The 23,920-nt window shown below is 63.4% G+C and carries 9 protein-coding genes, 5 rRNA genes and 1 pseudogene; 5 read left to right on the top strand and 10 right to left on the bottom strand.

The genetic code is table 11. The features are described from left to right. Positions 1 to 18 precede the first annotated feature (18 nt). Complete coding sequence (locus ACQCSZ_RS22030) at positions 19 to 828, bottom strand: hypothetical protein (RefSeq protein WP_427005733.1); 810 nt, start codon at positions 826 to 828, stop codon at positions 19 to 21. Positions 829 to 910: 82 nt separating this feature from the next. Here ACQCSZ_RS22030 and ACQCSZ_RS22025 point away from each other — a divergent pair, with 82 nt between their 5' ends. From ACQCSZ_RS22025 to ACQCSZ_RS22010, 4 genes are all read left to right on the top strand, one after another. Further along, positions 911 to 2,614: a helicase HerA-like domain-containing protein gene (locus ACQCSZ_RS22025; RefSeq protein ID WP_427005732.1), complete on the top strand. Its 1,704-nt coding sequence runs from the start codon at positions 911 to 913 to the stop codon at positions 2,612 to 2,614. Positions 2,615 to 2,827: 213 nt separating this feature from the next. After that, positions 2,828 to 3,277: a recombinase family protein gene (locus ACQCSZ_RS22020; RefSeq protein ID WP_427005731.1), complete on the top strand. Its 450-nt coding sequence runs from the start codon at positions 2,828 to 2,830 to the stop codon at positions 3,275 to 3,277. Between the two features lie 159 nt (positions 3,278 to 3,436). Continuing rightward, positions 3,437 to 5,041, top strand: a complete 1,605-nt coding sequence (locus tag ACQCSZ_RS22015; protein WP_427005730.1) for a hypothetical protein — start codon at positions 3,437 to 3,439, stop codon at positions 5,039 to 5,041. A gap of 31 nt (positions 5,042 to 5,072) precedes the next feature. After that, complete coding sequence (locus ACQCSZ_RS22010) at positions 5,073 to 6,065, top strand: hypothetical protein (RefSeq protein WP_427005729.1); 993 nt, start codon at positions 5,073 to 5,075, stop codon at positions 6,063 to 6,065. A gap of 117 nt (positions 6,066 to 6,182) precedes the next feature. On the opposite strand, the pseudogene ACQCSZ_RS22005 reads toward ACQCSZ_RS22010, so the two are convergent. The 7 genes and pseudogenes from ACQCSZ_RS22005 to ACQCSZ_RS21975 form a co-directional block, all read right to left on the bottom strand. Next, positions 6,183 to 6,398, bottom strand: a pseudogene (locus tag ACQCSZ_RS22005) (endonuclease domain-containing protein); the annotation flags it as partial. Between the two features lie 740 nt (positions 6,399 to 7,138). After that, positions 7,139 to 9,100: an NHL domain-containing thioredoxin family protein gene (locus ACQCSZ_RS22000; RefSeq protein ID WP_427005728.1), complete on the bottom strand. Its 1,962-nt coding sequence runs from the start codon at positions 9,098 to 9,100 to the stop codon at positions 7,139 to 7,141. Beyond that, positions 9,100 to 11,271: a cytochrome c oxidase assembly protein gene (locus tag ACQCSZ_RS21995; RefSeq protein WP_427005727.1), complete on the bottom strand. Its 2,172-nt coding sequence runs from the start codon at positions 11,269 to 11,271 to the stop codon at positions 9,100 to 9,102. The genes ACQCSZ_RS22000 and ACQCSZ_RS21995 overlap by 1 nt, the downstream gene beginning before the upstream one ends. Positions 11,272 to 11,406: 135 nt before the next feature. Continuing rightward, entirely contained in the window at positions 11,407 to 11,694 is a 288-nt protein-coding gene (locus ACQCSZ_RS21990; protein WP_330189157.1) for an HU family DNA-binding protein, read from the bottom strand. 390 nt (positions 11,695 to 12,084) lie between these two features. Further along, positions 12,085 to 12,201 (bottom strand): 5S ribosomal RNA (gene rrf / locus ACQCSZ_RS21985). Positions 12,202 to 12,428: 227 nt separating this feature from the next. After that, a 23S ribosomal RNA gene (locus ACQCSZ_RS21980) occupies positions 12,429 to 15,566 on the bottom strand. A gap of 548 nt (positions 15,567 to 16,114) precedes the next feature. Further along, positions 16,115 to 17,640, bottom strand: a 16S ribosomal RNA gene (locus ACQCSZ_RS21975). The 16S, 23S and 5S rRNA genes sit together here, the layout of an rRNA operon. Positions 17,641 to 18,658: 1,018 nt before the next feature. Here ACQCSZ_RS21975 and ACQCSZ_RS21970 point away from each other — a divergent pair. Continuing rightward, positions 18,659 to 18,856, top strand: coding sequence for a hypothetical protein (locus ACQCSZ_RS21970; protein ID WP_427005726.1), 198 nt, complete (start codon positions 18,659 to 18,661; stop codon positions 18,854 to 18,856). A 1,042-nt stretch (positions 18,857 to 19,898) separates the two neighbouring features. On the opposite strand, the gene rrf (ACQCSZ_RS21965) is transcribed toward ACQCSZ_RS21970, so the two are convergent. Both rrf (ACQCSZ_RS21965) and ACQCSZ_RS21960 read right to left on the bottom strand, forming a co-directional pair. Then, positions 19,899 to 20,015: ribosomal RNA gene (gene rrf, locus ACQCSZ_RS21965) — 5S ribosomal RNA — on the bottom strand. Between the two features lie 232 nt (positions 20,016 to 20,247). Beyond that, a 23S ribosomal RNA gene (locus ACQCSZ_RS21960) occupies positions 20,248 to 23,386 on the bottom strand. Between the last annotated feature and the right edge of the window lie 534 nt (positions 23,387 to 23,920).

Genomic DNA, 23,920 nt, shown 5'->3' with positions numbered 1-23,920 from the left:
CGTGGAGGGCGCGGGCCCTTAGGGGCACGCGAAGTTGTAGTCGAGCCCTCCGGAGGGATATTGCGTCACGGCCACGATGCTGCGCGGGGTCAGCCCGGGCAGGGAGCAGTTTGACTTGGCCCCGGACAATGACTGCGCCCCGGCAAGCCAGCTGGGCAGCCCGGCCAGCGGGCTGCTGGACGGGACGGAACCGGCAATCTGCCCCCACTGGAAACCGGTTGAGTACAGGCCCACCGGGGCCCCGATGCTCCCGAAGTAGGCGGTCATGCCCTCAAGGTCGGCGACGTTGGCCGCCTTGTCGGACTGCCAGGTGTTTCCTGTTTCCACGTCAAGCCACCAGAGATACGACGCCGGGCTGCTCACCCCGCGCAGGTTGGCGTCGTCGTAGGCCTTCGCGTAGCCATACATGTAGGAACACGCCTTGAAGTCCTGGGCGGCACTGGTGCACGTCCCATAGGGGTTGGCGACTGCCGCGCCCCCGTAGGTGTTCGAGGTGGGCCACCAGGATCCCTGCAGGCCGGGGTTGGCGGTGTTGACGTAGAGCGCGACTCTCGGTTGCGACGTCACGGCGGGCGATTTTGCCGTGTTGGCCCATGCCAGCTCCGATGCCAGGCACGGGTTCGTCGTGTTGGCGAGGCCGTTGTTGACGCCGACGATCGCGAACGCCGGCTGCTTCGGAAGGGTTTTGCCGCATTGCGGCCAGGACACGTCGATGCCCACGGGGTCGGAGGAGCGGGAGTGGGCCGCCGTCGCCGGGCCGCTGCCCAGGAGGACAAGACCCAGCGTGGTGACAACTGTCAGTACCGTCTTCAAAAGGGAGTTAGCCATGCCAGAGTGTACTGCCGGCATCCGCTGCATATCGTGGAGAAACGCGGGATCACATTTGGCGTGGCGCGGCTATGCTAGCGGCATGGCTATCAAGTCCACTGCAGATAAAGTCGCCACGATCCAGAAGGGGTACACCCTCGAGGGACCCACGATCGAGCTGGGAGCCGCGATTATCGACGGCGAGCTCCACAAAGAGGCGCCCGTCCGGCTGCCGCTGGCCATGATGAACAGGCACGGACTGGTGGCCGGAGCCACCGGCACCGGCAAGACCGTCACCCTGCACATGATGGCCGAGCAGCTTTCCGCTGCGGGGGTGCCGGTGTTCCTGGCGGACATCAAGGGCGACCTCTCGGGGCTGGCCACGGCCGCCACCGCCAGCGAAAAGCTCCTCGCACGCACGGAAAGCATCGGCCAGCCGTGGTCCGGCAAGACGTTCCCGGTGGAATTCCTGGCCCTCGGCGGCGACGGCAACGGCATTCCGGTCCGCGCCACCATCACGTCCTTCGGCCCCATCCTGCTCTCCCGCATCATGGAGCTCAACGAGACCCAGGAATCCAGCCTGCAGCTGGTCTTCCACTTCGCGGACAAGAACAACCTGGAACTGATCGACCTGAAGGACCTGCGCGCCGTCATCCAGTTCCTCACCTCGGACGAGGGAAAGGACGAGCTCGAGGAACTCGGCGGCCTCTCCAAGGCCACCGCCGGCGTCATCCTCCGCGAACTGATCACGCTCGACGCGCAGGGCATGGAGAAGTTCTTCGGCGAACCCGAGTTCGACACCGCCGAGCTGCTGCGCACCGCCCCGGACGGCCGCGGCGTCGTGAGCTGCCTTGAACTGCCCACGCTGCAGACCAGGCCGGTGCTGTTCTCGACCTTCCTGATGTGGCTGCTCGCAGACCTCTTCGAGGATCTCCCGGAGGCCGGCGACCTGGACAAGCCCAAGCTCGTGTTCTTCCTGGACGAGGCACACCTGCTGTTCAACGGCGCCTCGAAGGCCTTCCTGGACGCCATCACCACCACCGTGCGGCTCATCCGGTCCAAGGGGGTGGGCATCTTTTTCGTCACCCAGACCCCCAAAGACGTCCCGGCCGACGTGCTGGGCCAGCTCGCCAACCGGGTGCAGCACGCCCTGCGCGCGTACACCCCCGAGGACGCCAAGGCACTGAAGGCAACGATCTCGACCTTCCCGATCAGCGACTACGACCTCGAGGAGACGCTCACCTCGGCGGGAATCGGCGAGGCCGTCATCACGGTCATGAATGAGAAGGGCGCACCGACCCCCGTGGCGCTGACCCGGCTGCGCGCCCCGGAATCAGTCATGGGCCCCAGCGCCGCAGCGCTGGTCTCAAGCACCGTGGCCGGCTCCGCGCTGCTCCCCAAGTACGGCACGGCCGTGGACAACGTGTCCGCCTACGAGAAGATCACCGGCAAGGCGGCCGGTCCGGCCGCTGCGGAGCGATCCGCTGCGGGGCGTTCCGCTGCGCAGGGCGGCGGCGCCTTTGACCCGAACGACGTCGACGCCGACGCCCGACGGATCGAGGAAGAGATTCTGGGCCGCCCCAGCAGCCGGCCCGCACCGGCCCCCGAGAGGGCCAGGGAACCCGAGCGTGCCGCCCCGCGGCAGTCCCAGCAGGACAACGGAAGCATGGTCGGCGACCTCGCCGGCACTCTGGGGGGCGCCCTCGGTGGCGGCTTCAAGAGCATGGCCCGTTCGCTGGGTACCCAGCTCGGCAGGGAGCTGCTCCGCGGGGTCTTCGGCACCGCCCCCAAGCGCCGCCGCCGCTAGGTCCACGGGGCGGCGAACCCCCCGCGGGAGCCGGGAGCGCCGGCTGCCAGCCCGCGTGGCCGACTGCGTCGGGCCCGGTCCGGCCGCGGTACCGCATGTCAAGGGGCGCCCGTGACAGCGGCAATCCTGTGGGGTTTGACCTGTTGAACTTTTAACACGTTTGAGTACATCCTAGAGCGATTAAGTGCGAGAGGTGCGTGGTGTCTTGATGCTATGCGTTTGAAAGACTGGGCCATTTCGCAGGGTATCCACACGCAAACGGCCTACAAACGGTTCAGGGACGGGACGCTCACGGTTCCGGCGCGCCGCGTCGGCCCCAGGCTCATCATCGTCAGCCCCGAAAGCTCGACCTGCGCAGCGGCGGGAGGCCTTGGCCTGTACACCCGGGTGTCCTCCCCTGACCGGAAGCAGGACCTTGAGCGGCAAATGGCGCGCCTGCAGGCCTGGGCAGGTACGACCGGGCTGCCTGTCATCCGTGCTGAATCTGAAGGCGCGTCAGGCATGAACGGTGCGCGGTCCGGAATCCGCCGCCTGCTGGCGGACCAGGCACCCGGATACGGCGTCGCCAACGCCGCCCGGATGTCGGCGGGCCGGCACCGCTGGGGCTCCACCGACGACGGCTGGTTCCTGAGCCCCGACGGTGAGGCCATCGCCCGGGGGTGAGCACGCGGGGGATGCCGTGTGCTGGGCTGCGCCAGGGAGGTTTTCCACATAGCCCGGACGGGCCCTGGCCCATGCGCACCCTGGTTTGTAGGGTTGGATCATGATGATTCAAGCTGGTTTCGACGTCGGAATTCCTGCCCGCCGCAAGGATGCCGGCGCGTGACAGCATCGCGCAGCGCCTCAGGACTCCGGGTCATTGCCCCGGCGTTCATTGCCGCGGTGCCCGCCGGCGTGCGGATCCGCACCCGGATCCACCCCACGCCCGGGGAGGAAACCGTCCTGCTGGCGGTCGGCACGCACCTGGGATCCCTGTACCGGAAAGACCTGGCCGCACGCATCCGGACGGGGAAGGTCCCGGCCGCCGCGCGCGGCCGGACGGAGCGTAAGCGGGCCCTGACCGCTCTGTCGTCCTCGCGGTGGGCCGGGAGCATCACCCGCGCCGCGGAGGACCAGTACCAGCTTGGCATGCGTGGCCTCGCCGCGGAGGTCGGCACGCTGCGCGCCGCGTGCGCTGCCATTCAGAAGCGGGCCGCCGTGCCGTGCGGGGAAACCGTGGACCGCATCAAGGGTTACCGGACCGCGGCGGAGCGGCACCGGAAGACCCGGCGCCTCGCGGCCCTGCAGGACCGGCTCGCGGCCGGGACGCCCCGCATCGTCGTCGGCGGCGGGCGGCTGTGGCGCGCCCGGAACAACCTCGAGGCGGCAGGCTTCACGCCGGCCGGGTGGGAGGCCCGATGGGCTGCCGCCCGGCTGTTCCTGACCGCCGACGGTGAATCGGGGAAGCGGTGGGGCAACGAGACCATCCGCATCGACACCGGCGGGCGGCTGTCCCTGACAGTCCCCGCCGTGATGACCGCGGAGCATGGTGCGCGGCTGCATCTTTGCGTCCCGGTGCTGTTCCATCACCGCGCCGGCGAATGGCGCGACCGTGCCGCGTCCAACAGGAATATCCGCTACGACATCAGCCACAACCCCGATACCGGGCGCTGGTACATCGACGCGTCCTGGGGATACCGGGACCTGCCGGTACCGTCCCCGGACAGCCTGCACGGCTCGTCCGGGCTCGGCGTTGATCTGAACGCCGATCATCTGGCCGGCTGCGTCATCGACCCGTCCGGGAACCCCGTCGGGGCGCCCCTGAGCATCCCGCTGGACCTGACGGGCGTCCCCGCGGCCACCCGGGACGGCAGGCTCCGCGCCGCCATCACCGCGCTGCTGGACGCCGCCAGGGACGCGGGCTGCGCGGCCGTCGCCATCGAAAACCTGAACTTCCAGGACGCCCGCGCCACCGGCCGCGAAACCATGGGCCGCGGCACCCGCGGCAAAACCTTCCGCCGCACCGTCGCCGGCATCCCCACCGCAAGATTCCGGGACCGGCTCGTGTCCATGGCCGCCAACCGCGGCCTCCACATCATCGTCGTTGACCCGGCGTACACCTCACAGTGGGGCGCCCGGCACTGGCGCCAACCACTCCAACAAACGACCGACAGCACCGTCACCGGCCATCACGGCGCGGCCGTCGCTATCGGACGGCGTGCCGCCGGTTTCCGTATCAGGCGACGGGAGGACGGACCCCGCACCCGACAGAGGACGAGCGCGGGCCAGCCCAGTCCCAGGCCCGGTACGGCACCGCCCGGCACCGCACCCCTCACAGGCCTGGCCCGCCCAACGGTCACGAACCGTCCCGGCCCGCCAGGAACCAGAAGGCGTGCAGCTCCCAAGACCGTCCGGGGAGCAAGTACGAAACCAATTCGTACTAACTAGGAACGGTGCAGGTAACGTAAGGTACGTGCAAATGAGTCAGGCGTTGGTCAGGACCGCAGCAGGGTGGCTGCTGGGCCTGATGCTTGCCGTGGCCGCGGGCATCGTCGCCGTCAACCTGGTGAACGACTCCATCGCGAGCCCGCAGCAGCCCGTGCGCGAGTATTTTGACGCTTTGCAGAAGGGCGAGGGTGAGAAAGCACTCGGCCTGCTGCATGCCTCGGTGCCGCAGAGCAACGCCGCCATGCTCGACGGAACGGCGCTGCAGACGGCCGCGGCACGGACCACGGGCGTGGAGTTCGGCGCCGCGGTGGAACGGGGCGGAAACCAGGTCATGGTCCCGGTTGACTACACGATTGACGGCAGCCGGCTGCACACCGATTTCCTGCTCGAGCGCTCCAGCACGGAATGGCTGTTCTTCCACAAGTGGTCCATCGTCCCGGCTGCGCTTCCGGTGCTGGACGTCACCGTGGTCAATTCCAGCGAGGCCACCCTCAACGGCGTGCCGGTGAACATGCCCAACGGCCGCAACTCCTTCGCGGTTTTCTACCCGGGCGAGTACGAGGCCACCCTCAACGGGCAGTATTTCTCCGCGCCGCCCACCCGGGCCACGCTGTCCAGTAGGGAGGTGCCCGCGGCACCGCTGAACCTCCTGACCGAAGCCACCCCCGCGCTGAAGGACGCCGTGAGCGGCAAGGTCAAAGAGTTCCTCGATTCCTGTGCCGCCGAGGCCGGCAAACAGCAAAAGCTCCAGCCCGACTGCCCGTTCTACCACGCCACGAACAACCGCGTGATCGACGGGACCATCGACTGGAGCATCACCCAATACCCCACCGTCAGGATTGAGCCCTTCGGCGGGCGCTGGGTGGTGGCACCGCTGGACGGCAAGGCGCGGATCAAGGCCCGGCAGGTGGACCTCTTCACCGGCGCCCTCACCGACCTCAATGCGGTCCACGATTTCAGCTTCACGACCCGCCTGGACATCGAGGCGGACACCATCAAGCTCACCCCGCTCCTGAGCTACTGAACCGCCGAGCCACCGAGCCGCCGGGGCTGCTGCCTGGCCGGTTGCATTCAAGCCCGCCAGGGCTGCCAGGACCTCTGCCACCATGGCCCTGGGCCCGTGGACCACGTCGTCGTAGTAATACCGGAGGACGGTGTAGCCCTGGACCACCGAGCGGTTGTTTCGGCGCTGGTCCTTCTTCACCTGGGCCCACTCACCGTGGTGGCGTCCGTCCAGCTCCACGATGAGCCTGCCCTCCAGCAGGAGATCAACGTACCCGACGCCGTCGATGTGGACCTGGGTCTCCACCCGGATCCCGGCCTGGCGGAAATACGTCCGGGCGAGGGTCTCCAGCATGGATTCGGCTCCGCGGTCTACCCACTCGAGGACCTGGCGGGCACGGCCGTTGCGCCTGCCGGGGAGTCCCTGCCGCAGGAAATCAAGGGTCATGTCGCCCCTGCCGACGGCGCAGTCCACCATGACAAGGGATTCCCGGAACGGCAGGCATCTCAGCGCATGGATGAGCACGTCACCGAGGGCTGCAACCGGCCGGTGCGGATGCGGCTCCAGCAGCAGGCCACCGTGCCCTGTCTCTCCGTCGGCGCCCTCGCCGCGTCTGTGGTGGACGTGGCGGGGCCCGGCGGGGTCAACGGTCCAGAGCCGGTAGAACGGTGCCGCGCTGAGGCAGGTCAGCAGCTGCCTCCGCTGCAGCAGCGCCACATAGTCCGGACCCGCCGTCGGAAGCGCATACAGCCCGCGGCAGGGCTGCAGGATTCCGGACCTGACCGCCCGCCGCAGGGCGGCGTCGTCGATCCCCAAACGTGCCAAGGCGGGCCGCCGGGCCGCTCCCCCGCAGATGGTCAGGGCCCTTAAGACATCCATGGGGCAATGATTCCCCCGGCAACGTCAACACCGGCACCCGCAGAGGGCCGCATGTGGACAACTCTCTGTGGACAAGTCCGTCACGCTGAGCAGCGTTCTGATCCCGGCCGGGCCGCAAAACCGCGGGATTCCGCGGTTGTCGGGCCCGCCTGAAGCCAAGAGGCTGCTGTACGTGACACGCCGGTCACGGACAACAGCCTCCGGCCGCCCGGAAGTCAGTCCATGCCGCGCAGGTCCAGCACCAGCTCCGTGTCGCCGTCGGCCGCCAGCAGCACCGGGATGCCCCAGTCCTGCTGGTACAGGTGGCAGGCGGCGTGGTCCGGGATCTCGCCGTCCGCGTCTTCGGGGCCGTCGCAGGCCGCGGCGCGGGCGGTGATGTGCAGCACGCCCTCGGGGATGTCGGCGGCGAGCTCCAGGGTGCGGAGCAGGCCCACCGAGGTTCCGCCGCCGGCCACCAGCAGCCCCGGCGGGGTCGAGGAGATCTTCAGCTGGGTGGGATCGCCCCAGCGGTCGTCCAGCTTCTGGCCGGTCGGCGCGGTGAAACGGACCGTGAGCTCCAGCAGCCCCGGGGCCACGGGGCTCTTGGGCCGGTGGGTCTGCGCCGCGCCCTCGTCCACCTGCTGCGCTTCCTTGGGGATCGGCACGTAGACCAGCTGGTGCTTGTTCGCCTCGACGACCACCAGCAGCGGCTCCGAACCGGCGACGTGCGTGTGGTCCACAATCACGTCGGAGGGTTCGGACAGCCCGCGCGCCAGGGTGGAGACGGTGCCTGCGGCGGGGTCGTAGCGGCGCACGGCCCCGTTGTAGGTGTCGGCGATCGCCACCGAGCCGTCGGGCAGCACGGTGACGCCGAGCGGGTGCTGCAGCATGGCCTCGGCGGCCGGGCCGTCGCGGAAACCGAAGTCGAACAGCCCCTTGCCCACGGCTGATTCCACGGCGATGCTCCCGGCGTCGTCGATTACCAGCTTGCGCAGGGCCGAGGTCTCGGAATCGGCGACCCAGATGTTGCCGGCGGCGTCCTCGGCGAGGCCGGAGGGCTGGGCGAACCAGGCTTCGGCGGCCGGGCCGTCCAGCAGTCCCTCGAGCCCGTTGCCGGCAATGATGGCCACGGCGCCCGAAACGGGGTCGAAGCTGAAAATCTGGTGCACGCCGGCCATCGCGACCAGCACGGCGTTGAGCCTGCCGGACCACACGACATCCCACGGGGAGCTCAGCGACACCGAGAGCGGATCGGCTTCGAGCCGGGCGCCGAAGGCGGCGCCCTCTTCATCCACCCTGGCCGGGCCGGTCTCGAGCAGCCGCTGGATCCCGTTGCCGGCGAGGGTGCTGACGGTTCCGTCGGCGAGCGATAGTCCGCGCAGCCGGTGGTTCACCGAGTCGGCGATGACGACGTCGTACCCGGTTTCCGCCGCGACGTTCTCCGGGAGCAGCAGAAGGCCCTGCGGCTCGTTGAACCGGGCGGTGGCGGCGTTGCCGTCGGCATGGCCCTTTTCGCCGGCGCCGTAGGTCCCCAGGACTGTCTGGAAGTCGGTCGACAGTTCCACCAGCCGGTGGTGGCCGGTGTCCGTGACGAGCCAGGAACCGGCGTCGGGCGCGGTTCCGATACCGCGTCCGGCGGGGAGGTACAGGGCCTTGCCCGGGAACCGCAGGGTGCCCGACGTCGGCTCCGGCGCCACATAGGGGCCGTCGCCGCGGTGCAGGGTGCCCTTGGCCTCGTGCTCGGCGATCAGCTCGGGGATGAGCACGGCGAGGCCGTCCGCGTGGCCTTCACCGGAGAGGTGGGCCACGATGTAGCCCTCGGGGTCGATGACCACCAGGGTGGGCCACGCACGGGCGGTGTAGGCCTTCCAGGTGTCCAGCTCGGGATCGTCCAGGACCGGGTGGCGGATCTCGTAGCGTTCCACGGCCGCGGCCAGCGCCACCGGATCGGCCTCGTGCTCGAACTTGGGCGAGTGCACTCCGACGGTCACCAGGACGTCGGAGTACTGCTGCTCGAGCGGGCGGAGTTCGTCCAGCACATGCAGGCAGTTGATGCAGCAGAACGTCCAGAAGTCCAGAAGTACGATCTTGCCGCGCAGGGATTCGAGGTCCAGGGACTGGCCGCCGGTGTTCAGCCAGTTCCGGCCCACCAGTTCGGAGGCCCGGACCCGGAGGTGGGTGCGTACGGTTTCGCTCATCAGCGTCCTTCCAGCTTTGAGTTGCGTTCGTCGAGCCTGGCATCGCGCTCCGCCAGCCTGGCAAACATATCGTTGTAAGCGGTGAGGTCGGCGTCGTTATTCCTGTCCGCCGCCCGGTCGGTGCGTTTGGACTCGCGCGCATCCGAACGGGACCACATGACGGCGACGCCGATCGCCACCAGGAGTGTGGGCACTTCGCCGATGCCCCAGGCCACCGCGCCGCCCAGCTGCTGGTCCAGCAGGGCCGAGGGGCCCCAGGTCCGGCCGAGGTTGCCGAAGTAGTCCGCGGCAAGCAGCCCGGTCCCGCCCATGATCGCGACGCCGAAGAAGGCGTGGAAGCCCATCGTGGCCAGCAGGAGCAGCAGCCGCATGGGGTAGGGCGCGCGGCGCGGCAGCGGATCGGTGCCGACCATGGTCAGCACGAAGATGTAGCCGGTGAGGGCGAAGTGCAGGTTCATCAGCTCGTGGCCCACATGGTCCCGCATCGCGTAACCGAACGCGTCCGAGTAGTAGAAGAGGACGATCGAGCCGGCGAAGTTGGCGGCGGCGAACAACGGGTGCGTCACGAGCTGGGAGAACTTCGAGTGCACGAAGATCAGCAGCCATTCGCGCGGCCCGCGGGAACTGTCCCGCCGCGGCGTCAGCGCCCGCAACGCCAGGGTGACGGGGGCGCCCAGCACGAGGAAGAGCGGGGTCACCATGGTCAGCGCCATGTGGTCCACCATGTGCGCCGAGAACAGCACGCGGCCATAGACCGACGGCGGGCCGGAGGTCACGTAGGTCAGGAGAACGAGACCGATCACCCAGTTGACGGACCGGAACCAGGACCAGGAGTCCCCGCGCTTCAGGACCTTCCGGATGCCGAGGAAATAGGCCACGAGGCCAAAGAGTGCGACGGCGACCCAGAGCCAGTCGAGGCGCCATTCGGTCAGCCACCGGCCGGGTGTCAGTTCAGGCGGCAGGTCGTAGCCGGACAGGATGAAGGCAGGGGAAGCGTCGGGGGCGAAGGTGGTGGGCTGGGGCGGGGCGGAGCGGCCCAGCGCGACGGCGATACCCGACGTCGCCCCCATGATGACCAGTTCCGCGAGCACCAGCTGCCACAGGAGCCTGCGCGCGGATCTGCCGACCCCGCGGTCACCCAGCTGCGGAACGACCCAGCGGCGGTGCATCAGCCCGATGCCGCCAAGCACCAGGGTCGCGGCGGCCTTGGCCAGGATCAGCTGCCCGTAGGACGAGCCGAAGAGGTCCCCCCAATTGGTGACGCGGATGCTGGCATTGACCACGCCGGAGGCGAAGACCAGGGCGAAGGCGAAGCCGGCCAGGGCGGAGAACCGGCGGAGCGTCGGTTCCGTGATGTCAGGGTTGCCTGCGGCTTTGGTGCCGGTGCCGGACTTGGCGCTGGCTCCGCCCAGGATCCCGGACAGGAGCGCGAGCATGATGATGCCGCCGACCCACGTCGACACTCCCACCAGGTGAAGGCCGAGGGAGTTGATCGCACCTTCGTGGTCGCTGGAGCTTGACGAGTGGCCGATCAACGCAGCGGGTACCAGCCCCACCAGCGAGAGCAGCAGGGTTGCTGCCAGTGCGCCGCGGGATCGGACCCCGAAGAGCGCGGTGGTGACCACGGCAGCGATGATGACCACAGTCAGCCAGGCCCTTCCGGTCTCGATATCCGTCATGAAGTAGACCAGGGACCGGGTGAACTCCGGGTCGCCGGATATCCCTTGACCGGCGATGTCCGCGTACCCCAGGACCAGCACGGCGATCGCGGAGAGTGTCCAGGCGGCGCCGGCGGCCGCGGAGATAGCCAACGCACGGGTGAAGGCCGGATGCTCCGAAGCGTCCCGGTCTTTGGACCGCGAGCCGTTCAGGGTCCGCGGCAGGATGGCGACGGCGAAGATCAGGCCGCCGATCACGGTGGCCAGGGAGACGTTGTGGATCGCTTTGCTCACCGGCAATCCCCAGCGGACCAGGGCGCCGGGGTCCGAGACGCCACGGGCGGCTGCGGCGCCGGAGAAGAGCAGGGCCGCTGCAAGGCCCAGAAACAGCGCGGCAAGGCCGGCGAGCTGCCAGGGGCGGGTGATTCCGCCCGGGCCGGCAACAGGGCCCCGCGCACCCCCGCTGGGGTTTGGCGCTGCGGCTGGGGAAGAGGATTCTGCTGCAGAAGGCACAAGTCCATTGTCCGCTACGCCTGCCTGCACACCGAATCGGCATGGGCGGCGGGTGGGACCGACTGCAATGCCGCTCGATGCAAAAGGAGCGGCAACCCTGGGGTTGCCGCTCCTTTCAAGCATTCGGGAAGAAGACTACTTCTTCTTGGCGACTGCAGCCTTCAGCTTGGAGCCGGCGGTCAGCTTGACGCTGTGGCCGGCGGCAATCTGGATGGTTTCGCCGGTCTGCGGGTTGCGGCCGGTGCGGGCCGCACGGTCGGTGCGCTCGACTGCGAGCCAGCCCGGGATGGTGATCTTTTCGCCCGAGGCGACAGAGGTCTCGAAAACCTCGAACAGTGCATCGAGCACGGAGTTGACGGCTGCCTGGCTGGTGCCGGCCTTGCCTGCTACCTCTGCAACAAGTTCACTACGGTTCTTAGCCATTTATGTCCTCCTGGACGGTCATGATTTCTGGAGCCTGCACACGGCGTGCGTACAAGTCACTGTTCGAAAACTTACCAGCTTGGCAGGGCAGAGACCGCAAATTCCGCGTGTTTTCGGCCTTTTTTGGGGAAAATCACCCGAATCGGCCGCTTTCGGGGGTGAAATCGGGCCACCAACTGACGCTCCCTCACTTCCTGCGGGTTCGGTGTCGGACGCTCCCTCACGTTCCGCAGGTTCCCTGCCGGCAGCGCGGGAGGGTCGGTCGTTTCCCGGCGAGAGGTGCGGGAGGGTCGGTCTTTGCCCTGCGGGGGGAGGGTTTTTGGGGTTTGGGGTTAAATGCGGGAGAGCCCCGACCGTGTGGTTGGGGCTCTCGACCGTTTATAAATGGTTGTCCGGCGGTGACCTACTCTCCCACACCCTCCCGGGTGCAGTACCATCGGCGCTGTGGGTCTTAGCTTCCGGGTTCGGAATGGGACCGGGCGTTTCCCCCACGCTATGACCGCCGTAACCCTTGCTCCGCACCCTGGCTTCCGCCGGGGGTGGGAAATCTGGTGTTACAACAGGGACGCTGCGGATGCAGCTGTGGTGTTGTTATTCAGTTGTCGGTTCCCTGCAACGTGCCGTCCGGGACGGGTTTGTTGTCTGGGAACCACATAGTGGACGCAAGCAGTCTTGTTTCTTTGTACCCTCCCCTGGGTGTAAACCCCTTTTGAATGGGTTTACGGGGAGAGTGTGTGGTGTAAGTTATCGGCCTATTAGTACCGGTCAGCTTCAACAGTCTTTAGTCCTGTCTTCCACGTCCGGCCTATCAACCCAGTGGTCTGGCTGGGGGCCTCTCACACCCGGGGGTGTATGGAAATCTCATCTCGAAGCGGGCTTCCCGCTTAGATGCTTTCAGCGGTTATCCCATCCGAACGTAGCTAATCAGCGGTGCACTTGGCAGTACAACTGACACACCAGAGGTTCGTCCGTCCCGGTCCTCTCGTACTAAGGACAGCCCTTCTCAAATTTCCTGCGCGCGCAGCGGATAGGGACCGAACTGTCTCACGACGTTCTAAACCCAGCTCGCGTACCGCTTTAATGGGCGAACAGCCCAACCCTTGGGACCTACTCCAGCCCCAGGATGCGACGAGCCGACATCGAGGTGCCAAACCATGCCGTCGATATGGACTCTTGGGCAAGATCAGCCTGTTATCCCCGAGGTACCTTTTATCCGTTGAGCGACGGCCATTCCACAATGTACCGCCGGATCACTAGTCCCGACTTTCGTCCCTGCTCGAGATGTCTCTCTCACAGTCAAGCTCCCTTGTGCACTTACACTCGACACCTGATTGCCAACCAGGCTGAGGGAACCTTTGGGCGCCTCCGTTACTTTTTAGGAGGCAACCGCCCCAGTTAAACTACCCATCAGGCACTGTCCCTGACCCGGATTACGGGCCGAAGTTAGATGTCCAAAGTGACCAGAGTGGTATTTCAACGATGACTCCACCATGACTGGCGTCACGGCTTCAACGTCTCCCACCTATCCTACACAAGCCACTCCGAACACCAATACCAAACTATAGTAAAGGTCTCGGGGTCTTTCCGTCCTGCTGCGCGTAACGAGCATCTTTACTCGTACTGCAATTTCGCCGAGTTTATGGTTGAGACAGCGGGGAAGTCGTTACTCCATTCGTGCAGGTCGGAACTTACCCGACAAGGAATTTCGCTACCTTAGGATGGTTATAGTTACCACCGCCGTTTACTGGGGCTTGAATTCTCAGCTTCGCCTTGCGGCTAACCGGTCCTCTTAACCTTCCAGCACCGGGCAGGAGTCAGTCCGTATACATCGTCTTGCGACTTCGCACGGACCTGTGTTTTTAGTAAACAGTCGCTTCCCCCTGGTCTCTGCGGCCCCTGCACGCTCCGGACAGCTCGTGTCCATCACGCTGGGGGCCCCCCTTCTCCCGAAGTTACGGGGGCATTTTGCCGAGTTCCTTAACCATAATTCTCTCGATCGCCTTAGTATTCTCTACCTGATCACCTGTGTCGGTTTGGGGTACGGGCGGCTGGAACCTCGCGTCGATGCTTTTCTCGGCAGCATAGGATCACCGGATCCCCCCTCACGGGGGTCCCATCGGGTCTCAGGCATCATGAACGGCGGATTTGCCTACCGTTCGCCCTACATCCTTAGACCGGGGCAACCATCGCCCGGCCCGGCTACCTTCCTGCGTCACACCTGTTAATACGCTTGCCTCCCAGGATCAGGTCCCGCGCTCCACCAAAACCCTTCACCCACAAGGGGTGTCGGGCAGGTCTCGGGCGGTTAGTGTCCCCTGTTCAGCATGGGCGGTTCTTCGCCGGTACGGGAATATCAACCCGTTGTCCATCGACTACGCCTGTCGGCCTCGCCTTAGGTCCCGACTTACCCAGGGCAGATTAGCTTGACCCTGGAACCCTTGATCATTCGGCGGACGGGTTTCTCACCCGTCTTTCGCTACTCATGCCTGCATTCTCACTCGTGTGGGCTCCACCGCTGGTTTACACCGCGACTTCACTGCCCACACGACGCTCCCCTACCACTCCAGACACCTGAACCAACCCCGCAAAGGGGGCGGCTGGGTTATTGCCTGAAATCCACAACTTCGGCGGTGTACTTGAGCCCCGCTACATTGTCGGCGCGGAATCACTTGACCAGTGAGCTATTACGCACTCTTTTAAGGATGGCTGCTTCTAAGCCAACCTCCTGGTTGTCTTCGCAACTCCACATCCTTTCCCACTTAGCACACGCTTAGGGGCCTTAGTTGGTGGTCTGGGCTGTTTCCCTCTCGACTATGAAGCTTATCCCCCACAGTCTCACTGCTGCGCTCTCACTTGCCGGCATTCGGAGTTTGGCTGACGTCAGTAACCTTGTAGGGCCCATTAGCCATCCAGTAGCTCTACCTCCGGCAAGAAACACGCAACGCTGCACCTAAATGCATTTCGGGGAGAACCAGCTATCACGAAGTTTGATTGGCCTTTCACCCCTACCCACAGCTCATCCCCTCCATTTTCAACTGAAGTGGGTTCGGTCCTCCACGACGTCTTACCGTCGCTTCAACCTGGCCATGGGTAGATCACTTCGCTTCGGGTCTAGATCACGCCACTGCAACGCCCTGTTCAGACTCGCTTTCGCTACGGCTTCCCCACACGGGTTAACCTCGCGACGTAACACTAACTCGCAGGCTCATTCTTCAAAAGGCACGCCGTCACCAGAATCAGACTGGCTCCGACGGATTGTAAGCACACGGTTTCAGGTACTGTTTCACTCCCCTCCCGGGGTACTTTTCACCTTTCCCTCACGGTACTGGTCCGCTATCGGTCATTAGGGAGTATTTAGGCTTATCAGGTGGTCCTGACAGATTCACGGGATTTCTCGGGCCCCGTGCTACTTGGGATACTTCCCAGGCGGTATGACAACATTTCGGTTACGGGGCTCCCACCCTCTCTGGCCGGCCTTTCAAGACCGTTCACCTATGCCCACACTTCGCACCTCACCAGTCCGGCAGAACTGGTATGGAAAGTCCCACAACCCCGACCATGCAACGCCCGCCGGCTATCACACATGGAACGGTTTAGCCTGATCCGCGTTCGCTCGCCACTACTGACGGAATCACTATTGTTTTCTCTTCCTGCGGGTACTGAGATGTTTCACTTCCCCGCGTTCCCCCCACACACCCTATGTGTTCAGATGCGGGTCACCAGGCAGCTCGCGCCCCTGGCGGGGTTTCCCCATTCGGACACCCTGGGATCACAGTCCGGTTATCGACTCCCCCAGGCTTATCGCAGATTCCTACGTCCTTCTTCGGCTCCTAATGCCAAGGCATCCACCGTGTGCTCTTAAAAACTTGACCACAAAAGATCAAAAAAACTACTTCACGAGAGAACCACGAAAACCAACCACACCCGAAAGTGCAGCCAGATCCAGGTTCATATTCTTGGAAATTGCTTCTTATAAAAGATGCTCGCGTCCACTATGTAGTTCTCAAACAACAACCCCATACCACACACCCCACACACAACCCCGCAAAGGGGCCAACCCGTCAGGGCTGATCATGTGTGATCGGTGCAGCCAGGAAACCAGAAACACAAGTCCCACACCACAACCCCGCCCCCCCGAAAGGAAACGCAGCCGCGCCATGGTCCTGTTGTCTCAGGACCCAACAGTGTGCCAAACACTAAACCGCCCGTACCCTCCCCGCACCGTTCCAGATGACCAGGGACCCCCGAAGGAGAACCCTGAAACACCGTACTGGGTGCCGGGAAAAACCGGCGGCCGCTGTTCGTTGATATTCCACCCGTGAGCACCCGCCGCAGAACTAGCGTCTGCGCAGCGGGCATATACTCCTGGCAAACGTCCGCATCCCGCATACACGGGGCGTGGCTTGCAGGTGCTCCTTAGAAAGGAGGTGATCCAGCCGCACCTTCCGGTACGGCTACCTTGTTACGACTTAGTCCCAATCGCCGGTCCCACCTTCGACAGCTCCCTCCCACAAGGGGTTAGGCCACCGGCTTCGGGTGTTACCAACTTTCGTGACTTGACGGGCGGTGTGTACAAGGCCCGGGAACGTATTCACCGCAGCGTTGCTGATCTGCGATTACTAGCGACTCCGACTTCATGGGGTCGAGTTGCAGACCCCAATCCGAACTGAGACCGGCTTTTTGGGATTAGCTCCACCTCACAGTATCGCAACCCTTTGTACCGGCCATTGTAGCATGCGTGAAGCCCAAGACATAAGGGGCATGATGATTTGACGTCGTCCCCACCTTCCTCCGAGTTGACCCCGGCAGTCTCCCATGAGTCCCCGCCATTACGCGCTGGCAACATGGAACGAGGGTTGCGCTCGTTGCGGGACTTAACCCAACATCTCACGACACGAGCTGACGACAACCATGCACCACCTGTGAACCGGCCGCAAGCGGGGCACCTGTCTCCAGGTGTTTCCGGTCCATGTCAAGCCTTGGTAAGGTTCTTCGCGTTGCATCGAATTAATCCGCATGCTCCGCCGCTTGTGCGGGCCCCCGTCAATTCCTTTGAGTTTTAGCCTTGCGGCCGTACTCCCCAGGCGGGGCACTTAATGCGTTAGCTACGGTACGGAGAACGTGGAATGTCCCCCACACCTAGTGCCCAACGTTTACGGCATGGACTACCAGGGTATCTAATCCTGTTCGCTCCCCATGCTTTCGCTCCTCAGCGTCAGTTAATGCCCAGAGACCTGCCTTCGCCATCGGTGTTCCTCCTGATATCTGCGCATTTCACCGCTACACCAGGAATTCCAGTCTCCCCTACATCACTCTAGTCTGCCCGTACCCACCGCAGATCCGGGGTTGAGCCCCGGACTTTCACGGCAGACGCGACAAACCGCCTACGAGCTCTTTACGCCCAATAATTCCGGATAACGCTTGCGCCCTACGTATTACCGCGGCTGCTGGCACGTAGTTAGCCGGCGCTTCTTCTGCAGGTACCGTCACTTTCGCTTCTTCCCTACTGAAAGAGGTTTACAACCCGAAGGCCGTCATCCCTCACGCGGCGTCGCTGCATCAGGCTTGCGCCCATTGTGCAATATTCCCCACTGCTGCCTCCCGTAGGAGTCTGGGCCGTGTCTCAGTCCCAGTGTGGCCGGTCACCCTCTCAGGCCGGCTACCCGTCGTCGCCTTGGTGAGCCATTACCTCACCAACAAGCTGATAGGCCGCGAGTCCATCCAAAACCACAATAAAGCTTTCCACCCCCCACCATGCGGTGAGAGGTCATATCCGGTATTAGACCCGGTTTCCCAGGCTTATCCCAGAGTTAAGGGCAGGTTACTCACGTGTTACTCACCCGTTCGCCACTAATCACCGGTGCAAGCACCGGATCATCGTTCGACTTGCATGTGTTAAGCACGCCGCCAGCGTTCATCCTGAGCCAGGATCAAACTCTCCGTTGAAGTAAAACAAAAACAGACACAACCACAGGCCCGCGGGAAAACGCGGACCCGGGCTGCACAAAATTTGAAACCGGCTGTAAAAACCAGACCACACCACGGGGTGGCGCACCCTGGCAAAACAACCAATCCATCATACAATAAATTGGTATCAACAAACTTGGCACACTATTGAGTTCTCAAACAACAGACACACCCGGCACCACCACAACCATCACGGTCGCGGCTCGCTCCGGAGCAACTTCCCAAACTTACCCGATCCCGCGAAACTTTGCAAACCAGCGTCTCCGCGATCCACAGCCTCACACAACCGGCCTCACCAACATCCGGCGGCGCACGAAACGCCGAACCAGAACCTGGTTTGAAAATTTTTGGGGATTGGCCGCCGTGGTTCCCAGCGTTTCCGCTGGTCTCCCTCTCGGCGACTTAGAAAACAATACACCCGAATGGCCGGCAATGCAACCCAACCCGGGTATCACCCCCGATGTCAGCCTGAATCCCCGCCAATCCGGGCCAAACCCCCACGTATCGTCCAGACCAACCGCTGTCCCACAGCCAGGATACGTATGACCCGCAACGGCAGCAGTCCCCCGCCGCGGTTAGCATCACGGGCGAGGCCGAACGTCGGCGCCAGACCTTCCCGGCTCCGTCACCGGGTGTCCCGCCGGCAGATTTTTCCGGACCAACGTGCAGACGCTGTTCACAGCTGTCCTCGACGCGGACCTCGCGGTGCTGCTCATGCTCGGTCGCAGGTAGGCCTGAAACTGCCAGCTGGTGACCCGGTCACGGCCGATGCCCGCGTCGTCGGCGTGCTCGAGGGTGGTGAATGTCCATACAGGCGACGCGGACCCGTGGGCAAGGACGCGGGAACCGCGGTGCTCTTTCGTCCGTCATTGTCGCCGGGTCCGTACCCAGCTGCTCACGGCAGACACGCAACATTTTTCCTCGATGCCAAATCCGCTGCAGCCTGTACCGTGTCCCGCGAGGGATCGCCGGGGCGCTCCTGGCTGTCGTTGTCTTCGTGGCAGAGGGTGACGTCCGGCGGGGCGGCTGGGAGCCGGCCGCCGCCCCCTCGTGGACATCCGCGATGGAGGGCGTGATCGGCGTGGCTCTGGATCCCCGGGACATGGTGCTGGCGAAGCACGACGGCGTGGCGGGCACCATAGAGTGCATGGCTCCGGCGTCGGGCGATGTACTCGGCTGCCGAAACGCTGGGTGAGGCGAGGCTGCGGACATTGCTGCCCGCCCCTGCAACGGACACGGCTTCCCGCCAGCGATCAGGTGGAGCTGCCCGCCATAACCGGCGACTCCGTCAACGACGCGCTAGCTTAGAAGGCCACGGACGTTGGCGCAGCGATGGATTCCGCTTCCAGCGGTCATCGCCCACGTCAGGCGGCGCCGGAGTGGCAACGGGAACGGATGTCCGGGCCGTGTTACTGCTGCCGGAGTCGGGGCAGCCACGGGCCAGACCTGGATCTTTTCAGGAGCACCATGGTGGACGCTGACTCACGCCAACCGGTGCCGGTGCCCAGGACCCCTATGGCCAGCTCCAGCGTGCTTTTACAGGCGGCCCAGCCACCGGCACTCTGGCATGCATGCTGGCGCTCATGTCCAATAGGCGCCGCTGACCTCGGTTCCGTGCCGGACGCTCCCTCACGTCCTGCCAGGTTCCCGGGCGACGCTCCCTGAGATGTTGCTTGGCCGGCGCCGGGAGCTGCGGGTGGCCTGGATCCGGGACGGGAGGTGAGGGAGGGTTTGCTGTTTTGCTTCGGTGGAGTCTCATGATCGGCGCTTCCGGTCTTAGGCCTCGTGGCCACCCTGTCTCATGACCTCGTGGGGGCGGTGTTTGCTGCTGCGCGGGAGCAATCCCGACCCGGTTGTCAGGATCCGTGATGCCGTGGCCGCCGGGCCCGGGCCTCCGGCGCGGCGCCTGGTGCCTGGCGATGCGCAGATTTCCTGTCGCTACCGGAATTCAGGTAGCGCCAGGAAATCCGCGCATCGCGGGGCGGGTCGCGCGTCACCAGCCGCACCGGACCACGAAACGCCGGAGCCCGCCAACGGACGTGACCCGCAAAAAACAAACACGCTGCCGGCGAAAAACCTGCGCCACCCCTCCGCCGGCAGACGAACCACAAACCGTCCACGAAGTCCTGGGACATGACACCTGGATCCGGCGCGGGGGGAGGGTTTTTGGGGTTTGGGGTTAAATGCGGGAGAGCCCCGACCGTGTGGTTGGGGCTCTCGACCGTTTATAAATGGTTGTCCGGCGGTGACCTACTCTCCCACACCCTCCCGGGTGCAGTACCATCGGCGCTGTGGGTCTTAGCTTCCGGGTTCGGAATGGGACCGGGCGTTTCCCCCACGCTATGACCGCCGTAACCCTTGCTCCGCACCCTCAGGCCGTGGCCGCGGGGTGGGAAATCTTTGGTTACAACATCCTGCACCGTCCCTTGTCGGGGTGGTGGTGCAGTTGTGGTGTTGTTATTCAGTTGTCGGTTCTCAGCAACGGGTTTGTTGTCTGGGAACCACATAGTGGACGCAAGCAGTCTTGTTTCTTTGTACCCTCCCCTGGGTGTAAACCCCTTTTGAATGGGTTTACGGGGAGAGTGTGTGGTGTAAGTTATCGGCCTATTAGTACCGGTCAGCTTCAACAGTCTTTAGTCCTGTCTTCCACGTCCGGCCTATCAACCCAGTGGTCTGGCTGGGGGCCTCTCACACACAAGGTGTATGGAAATCTCATCTCGAAGCGGGCTTCCCGCTTAGATGCTTTCAGCGGTTATCCCATCCGAACGTAGCTAATCAGCGGTGCACTTGGCAGTACAACTGACACACCAGAGGTTCGTCCGTCCCGGTCCTCTCGTACTAAGGACAGCCCTTCTCAAATTTCCTGCGCGCGCAGCGGATAGGGACCGAACTGTCTCACGACGTTCTAAACCCAGCTCGCGTACCGCTTTAATGGGCGAACAGCCCAACCCTTGGGACCTACTCCAGCCCCAGGATGCGACGAGCCGACATCGAGGTGCCAAACCATGCCGTCGATATGGACTCTTGGGCAAGATCAGCCTGTTATCCCCGAGGTACCTTTTATCCGTTGAGCGACGGCCATTCCACAATGTACCGCCGGATCACTAGTCCCGACTTTCGTCCCTGCTCGAGATGTCTCTCTCACAGTCAAGCTCCCTTGTGCACTTACACTCGACACCTGATTGCCAACCAGGCTGAGGGAACCTTTGGGCGCCTCCGTTACTTTTTAGGAGGCAACCGCCCCAGTTAAACTACCCATCAGGCACTGTCCCTGACCCGGATTACGGGCCGAAGTTAGATGTCCAAAGTGACCAGAGTGGTATTTCAACGATGACTCCACCATGACTGGCGTCACGGCTTCAACGTCTCCCACCTATCCTACACAAGCCACTCCGAACACCAATACCAAACTATAGTAAAGGTCTCGGGGTCTTTCCGTCCTGCTGCGCGTAACGAGCATCTTTACTCGTACTGCAATTTCGCCGAGTTTATGGTTGAGACAGCGGGGAAGTCGTTACTCCATTCGTGCAGGTCGGAACTTACCCGACAAGGAATTTCGCTACCTTAGGATGGTTATAGTTACCACCGCCGTTTACTGGGGCTTGAATTCTCAGCTTCGCCTTGCGGCTAACCGGTCCTCTTAACCTTCCAGCACCGGGCAGGAGTCAGTCCGTATACATCGTCTTGCGACTTCGCACGGACCTGTGTTTTTAGTAAACAGTCGCTTCCCCCTGGTCTCTGCGGCCCCTGCACGCTCCGGACAGCTCGTGTCCATCACGCTGGGGGCCCCCCTTCTCCCGAAGTTACGGGGGCATTTTGCCGAGTTCCTTAACCATAATTCTCTCGATCGCCTTAGTATTCTCTACCTGATCACCTGTGTCGGTTTGGGGTACGGGCGGCTGGAACCTCGCGTCGATGCTTTTCTCGGCAGCATAGGATCACCGGATCCCCCCTCACGGGGGTCCCATCGGGTCTCAGGCATCATGAACGGCGGATTTGCCTACCGTTCGCCCTACATCCTTAGACCGGGGCAACCATCGCCCGGCCCGGCTACCTTCCTGCGTCACACCTGTTAATACGCTTGCCTCCCAGGATCAGGTCCCGCGCTCCACCAAAACCCTTCACCCACAAGGGGTGTCGGGCAGGTCTCGGGCGGTTAGTGTCCCCTGTTCAGCATGGGCGGTTCTTCGCCGGTACGGGAATATCAACCCGTTGTCCATCGACTACGCCTGTCGGCCTCGCCTTAGGTCCCGACTTACCCAGGGCAGATTAGCTTGACCCTGGAACCCTTGATCATTCGGCGGACGGGTTTCTCACCCGTCTTTCGCTACTCATGCCTGCATTCTCACTCGTGTGGGCTCCACCGCTGGTTTACACCGCGACTTCACTGCCCACACGACGCTCCCCTACCACTCCAGACACCTGAACCAACCCCGCAAAGGGGGCGGCTGGGTTATTGCCTGAAATCCACAACTTCGGCGGTGTACTTGAGCCCCGCTACATTGTCGGCGCGGAATCACTTGACCAGTGAGCTATTACGCACTCTTTTAAGGATGGCTGCTTCTAAGCCAACCTCCTGGTTGTCTTCGCAACTCCACATCCTTTCCCACTTAGCACACGCTTAGGGGCCTTAGTTGGTGGTCTGGGCTGTTTCCCTCTCGACTATGAAGCTTATCCCCCACAGTCTCACTGCTGCGCTCTCACTTGCCGGCATTCGGAGTTTGGCTGACGTCAGTAACCTTGTAGGGCCCATTAGCCATCCAGTAGCTCTACCTCCGGCAAGAAACACGCAACGCTGCACCTAAATGCATTTCGGGGAGAACCAGCTATCACGAAGTTTGATTGGCCTTTCACCCCTACCCACAGCTCATCCCCTCCATTTTCAACTGAAGTGGGTTCGGTCCTCCACGACGTCTTACCGTCGCTTCAACCTGGCCATGGGTAGATCACTTCGCTTCGGGTCTAGATCACGCCACTGCAACGCCCTGTTCAGACTCGCTTTCGCTACGGCTTCCCCACACGGGTTAACCTCGCGACGTAACACTAACTCGCAGGCTCATTCTTCAAAAGGCACGCCGTCACCAGAATCAGACTGGCTCCGACGGATTGTAAGCACACGGTTTCAGGTACTGTTTCACTCCCCTCCCGGGGTACTTTTCACCTTTCCCTCACGGTACTGGTCCGCTATCGGTCATTAGGGAGTATTTAGGCTTATCAGGTGGTCCTGACAGATTCACACGGGATTTCTCGGGCCCCGTGCTACTTGGGATACTTCCCAGGCGGTATGACAACATTTCGGTTACGGGGCTCCCACCCTCTCTGGCCGGCCTTTCAAGACCGTTCACCTATGCCCACACTTCGCACCTCACCAGTCCGGCAGAACTGGTATGGAAAGTCCCACAACCCCGACCATGCAACGCCCGCCGGCTATCACACATGGAACGGTTTAGCCTGATCCGCGTTCGCTCGCCACTACTGACGGAATCACTATTGTTTTCTCTTCCTGCGGGTACTGAGATGTTTCACTTCCCCGCGTTCCCCCCACACACCCTATGTGTTCAGATGCGGGTCACCAGGCAGCTCGCGCCCCTGGCGGGGTTTCCCCATTCGGACACCCTGGGATCACAGTCCGGTTATCGACTCCCCCAGGCTTATCGCAGATTCCTACGTCCTTCTTCGGCTCCTAATGCCAAGGCATCCACCGTGTGCTCTTAAAAACTTGACCACAAAAGATCAAAAAAACTACTTCACGAGAGAACCACGAAAACCAACCACACCCGAAAGTGCAGCCAGATCCAGGTTCATATTCTTGGAAATTGCTTCTTATAAAAGATGCTCGCGTCCACTATGTAGTTCTCAAACAACAACCCCATACCACACACCCCACACACAACCCCGCAAAGGGGCCAACCCGTCAGGGCTGATCATGTGTGATCGGTGCAGCCAGGAAACCAGAAACACAAGTCCCACACCACAACCCCGCCCCCCCGAAAGGAAACGCAGCCGCGCCATGGTCCTGTTGTCTCAGGACCCAACAGTGTGCCAAACACTAAACCGCCCGTACCCTCCCCGCACCGTTCCAGATGACCAGGGACCCCCGAAGGAGAACCCTGAAACACCGTACTGGGTGCCGGGAAAAACCGGCGGCCGCTGTTCGTTGATATTCCACCCGTGAGCACCCGCCGCAGAACTAGCGTCTGCGCAGCGGGCATATACTCCTGGCAAACGTCCGCATCCCGCATACACGGGGCGTGGCTTG

Source organism: Pseudarthrobacter sp. H2, assembly GCF_050157045.1.
In the GTDB taxonomy this organism is placed as follows: domain Bacteria; phylum Actinomycetota; class Actinomycetes; order Actinomycetales; family Micrococcaceae; genus Arthrobacter.
Note: the sequence above shows the minus strand (reverse complement) of the source record. Positions and strands in the feature narration are given on the sequence as shown.